Below are 4,619 nucleotides of genomic sequence, written 5' to 3' on the forward strand. Positions count from 1 at the left end.
AGCGGCGTCGAAACCTATGAGGACGTTATCAAAGGCAGCTCCGCCTCCGCATTCATCAATGCCAGTGGCGACCTGACGGTGGGCACCCAGACCTTCGATAACCTCTACAGCTCGGTATCGGCCACTAAAAACATCCTGATCAACACCGACGTGCTGAACAACACCGGCGCTGCTGGTGGTGAGCAGCGTAATGTCGGTTACGCCTACTACACACGCAACCGGTCGGCTTACTCGTTGCTGATGAGCGAAATCGAGCTGTTCAACCGCAGCAACGATCCCACCTCAAGTGACTATAAGCCGGGTCAGTACACCTATGACCAGTTCATTCAGAAGACAAGATTCTCGGATACCTATTTCACTTCCGATATCGACTACACCGTCCCCACCTCTGGCAGCGTGATCGCCCAAGCGGTGATCCAGGCAGCCGGCTCGGTCACCGTTAACGCAACCAAAGAAATCAACAACAGCGTCATCCGCCCGAACGCCACCGACATCGACACCCCGGTGGCCAACCGCAACACCAACTCGGATGTATTTGCCTCCACGGTAAAACCGGCCATCACTGCGCAGCTACCGCCAGACCTGGCCCAACGCCAAGTCAATCCGGTGACCTTGCCGGGCTTCAGCCTGCCAACGGGTGAGAACGGCTTATTCCGTCTCAGCGGCCAGGCCGCGAAGGGTGGTGCAGCGGGTAAAGCGGATACCGCCACGGGTGACTTCAACGCAAACGGACGTGTCATCACCGCCGCCGACCGCGAGAAAACCCTCGACTACAACGCCGTGCAAGAACGCGGCTTCAGCCTCGACGGCCAGCCCGTCAGCGGTGCAGTCAACGGCCAGGGCCCGCTGGCGTTGGACAACCGCGCGCCCTCCGTCACCCGCGTTCAAGGAATGCCGGACATCGCCCCGGTGGATAACAGCCACAAATACCTGATCGAAACCAACCCGGCGCTCACCGACCTCAAGCAGTTCATGAGCTCCGACTACCTGCTCGGCAAACTCGGCTACAACCCCGACGCCAGCTGGAAGCGCCTAGGCGATGGCCTGTACGAGCAACGCCTGATCCGCGAAGCCGTGGTGGCCCGCACCGGCCAACGCTACATCAACGGCCTTGCCAGTGATGACGCGCTGTTCCGCTACCTGATGGACAACGCCATCTCTTACAAGGACTCGCTCAACCTGCAACTGGGCGTGTCCCTCACCGCCGAACAAGTCGCCGCGCTGACCCACGACATCGTGTGGATGGAAGAAGCCGAGGTCAACGGCCAGAAAGTCCTGACCCCGGTGCTGTACCTGGCCCAGGCCAACAACCGCCTGGCCCCCAACGGTGCGCTGATCCAGGGCCAGGATGTGAGCCTGATCACCGGCGGCGACCTGCGCAACAGCGGCACCCTGCGGGCCACCAACAACCTGAACATGGTCGCCGGCAACATCGACAACAGCGGCCTGATGCAAGCCGGCAACCGCCTGGAAATGCTCGCCACCGACTCGATCCGCAACAGCCGTGGCGGCATCATCAATGGCCGCGACATCAGCGCCACCGCCGTGACCGGCGACATCATCAACGAACGCACCGTCACCACCTTCAAACAGGACGGCCAGGGCTACCAACTGCGCAACGACGTGGCCAGCGAAGCCTCCCGCTTCGAAGCCACCGACACGCTCAAACTGAACGCCGGCCGCGACGTGCTCAACCTCGGCAGCAACCTCAAGGCCGGTGGCAACGCCAGCGTAACGGCAGGGCGTGACGTACTGATCGCCAGCCAGACCGAACAGGACGACTACGCCTACCAACGCCGCCGCATCAGCGGCACCGAGCAAACCACACTGCAACATACGTCGACGGTGGAGGTTGGCGGCCACATGGCCATTGAGGCCCGGCGCGATATTGCGGTTATTGCCAGCACCGTTAGTGCTGGCAATAACCTGAGCGTTGAAGCGGGTGAAAACGTGTCGCTTATTTCTGCGGCCAATGAGCAACACGAGTATTCGAAAGGCAAAAAAGGCAATACTAAAACCACGACCCAACTGGACAACGTGACTCAGCAAACCGCTCAGCTAAACGCTGGCGGTAACTTGGTTGCTATTGCAGGTACCGACCTGACCCTGGTTGCCAGCAAAATCAGCGCGGGCAACGAAGCCTATATTCAGGCGGGTGAGGAGCTGAAGCTGTTGGCCGCGCAAGACAGTCATTACTCGTTGTATGACATGAATAAAAAGGGCAGTTGGGGTAGCAAGAAAACTCAGCGTGATGAGGTGACCCAGGTCACCCATGTGGGCAGCGAGATCAAAACCGGTTCGAGCATGATGCTCGAAAGTGGCAGTAATCAGCTGTTTCAAGCGGCAAAGCTCCAGAGTGGGGGGGACATTGCGATTGTCAGCGGTGGCTCGGTGACATTTGAGGCGGTTAAAGACTCGCGGCAGGAAAGTCACGAAAAGAGTAAGAGCGATATGGCGTGGAACAGTGCCAAAGGTGAAGGCAGTACTGACGAGACATTACGTCAGACCTTGATGGTGGGGCAGGGGCAACTCGCTATTCGCGCCGCCGGTAAGATCAATATAGACCTCAAGCAGATTGACCAAAAAACTGTCAGCCAGACGATTGATGCAATGGTTCAAGCCGAGCCTCAGCTTGCCTGGATCAAAGTAGCTGAAGCCAATGGGCAAGTTGATTGGCGAATGGTCAAGGAGATCCACGACAGCTGGGACTATAAGCAATCGGGATTAGGTGCCGCACCCGCGCTGATTATTTCGATTGTCGCCAGCATCTACCTGGGGCCCCTCGCGGGGGCTATGGCTAGCAACTTTGCGGTTGGGACAATCAATGGCGGCGGTGATATTGGTGCGGGACTGAAAGCGGCCACCAGTAAAGATGCGATCAAGGGTTACGCGACGCAGATGGTCACTAGCGGAGTCCTGGCCGGAATAGACACCGCTGTCGGTGGTTGGAATACCGACGGGGCGTTGATTTTTAACGCGGACGGGGTCAATAACCCTGGTTATAGCAAGAGCATGCTGGACTGGAACACGGTCAGCGACAATGTGCTGCGCAGCACTACCCACGCTTTGGTAGCCGGCAGCATCAATACGGCGATTAACGGCGGTAGCTTGAAGGACAATCTTGGCGCAGCCGCAGTTTCCGAAGGGCTGGACCTGACCGCAGCCTTTGGCAACAAGCAGGTGGGCGATTTGGCTGAGTACCTGAAAATAACCCCAGGGTCGGCACAAAAAGTCTTGATGCATGCTGTATTGGGAGGAGCGTTATCAAGCGCTAAAGGTGGAGACTTCAAGACCGGGGCTTTAGCCGGCGCCGCCTCAGAAGGATTGACAGCTTTGGCAACGGAAAAACTGGGTAACTACCTGGACTCCCGGTTTGCCACGGATACCCAGTTCCGGGTAGGCACCGCTCAACTCGTCGGCGTTTTGGCGGGGGCTCTAGTCAACGGTGATCCTGCAACCGCTAGCTGGGTAGCCGGAAACGCAAAAAAATATAATGATGAGTTTCATATTGGTGGGCCCGCCATTGCGGGGGCTGTGAGTGCAGGTGAAAAAGTGCTTAAAGAGGGTGGAACGCCAGACCAGGCTACCGCTGCAATGAGTTCGCACCTGAGGGGCGATGGTTTTGATGGGCCAATGCCTGCCAATGGACTTGTACAAGCATGGTCAATCGGTGTTGGTCTGCCCCTGGCGGCAGTTGAAGCACCTGCTGTAGGGATAGGAGGGCTGGTAGCGGGTGCCTTGATTTCCGGCGGTGCAAATTTCGGCTATCAGCTATCGACGGGTAAGGACGTTAACTACACCGATGTATCCATTGCCGCGACGGTTGGAGGATTAACGCAAGGGAAGGGGTTCTGGCTGACTCAAGGATACGGATTGAGCGGCGCTTATTTGGGCAGTGTAATCAAGGGCGAGGATGCGAAGTATTCGTTGCTGGGCTCTGTGCTAGGCACTGCAATAGGTTATAAATCCGGAAATTTGATCACAGGGCAGTTGAAACCATTAATAGGAAATACTGCGAGCGAAACCTCAGGAGCGGCGACAGGTTCTGTATTGTCTGAAATTGTCAGCGGTGGTGTATCTAATATGGGAAGTAATAAATGAAGCCAAAAACGGTAGGTTGGTACCTATTGGGTACGCTAGTTGTGTATTTTTTTCTGGTTTTTTTTATGGTGGGTATTGTCGGTAATTTACTTGTGGCGACGATTGCATATTTCAAGCTGGGTCATTGGGCGCTTGAGGCTGGCGTTATCAATGCCTCTCTGAAAGTCGCTGCTTACTGCGGGGTTCCAGTAGGTGCAGGTATTTGGGTGTTGTCATGGCTGAAAAGTCGTAAAGACAAAAAAAGGCACTAGTATTTGTGCTATCGGTGGGGAAAAGGGATGAAAGGAAAAGGGGACGGATTTGAATGGCACTTCCTTAACAGCTAACCAGCTGATCTGACTACAGAAAAATGAAAAAAGGCCGTCCTTGGTCTACGGTGATAGTTGCGAACACACACCACTCGAACAAGGACAGCCCGCGTGAATCGTAGACGTCAAATCATCAGGCATCAACAGCAGCGCATTCAGCAGCACGCCAAAAACAGCAACGCCCATGCATTCTTTAAGCTGCTAGCCGAT

The 4,619-nt window shown here is 56.1% G+C and carries 2 protein-coding genes; both read left to right on the forward strand.

The annotated features are described in order from the left end of the window. Positions 1–150 precede the first annotated feature (150 nt). The gene (locus DK871_RS17705; RefSeq protein ID WP_161906055.1) at positions 151–4,101 is read left to right on the forward strand and encodes a DUF637 domain-containing protein; all 3,951 of its coding nucleotides are present in this window, start codon (positions 151–153) and stop codon (positions 4,099–4,101) included. Then, a complete protein-coding gene (locus DK871_RS17710) occupies positions 4,098–4,352 on the forward strand; it encodes a hypothetical protein (protein ID WP_032803698.1) in 255 nt (84 codons plus the stop codon). Before DK871_RS17705 ends, DK871_RS17710 begins: the two co-directional genes overlap by 4 nt. Positions 4,353–4,619 lie beyond the last annotated feature (267 nt).

Source organism: Pseudomonas sp. L13, from assembly GCF_009935965.1.
Classification (GTDB): domain Bacteria; phylum Pseudomonadota; class Gammaproteobacteria; order Pseudomonadales; family Pseudomonadaceae; genus Aquipseudomonas; species Aquipseudomonas lactis.

What these genes read in the sequence shown, in the direction of transcription:
- DK871_RS17710 (WP_032803698.1), top strand. Translation starts at nt 4,098, where the DNA reads ATGAAGCCAAAAACGGTAGGTTGGTACCTATTGGGTACGCTAGTTGTG.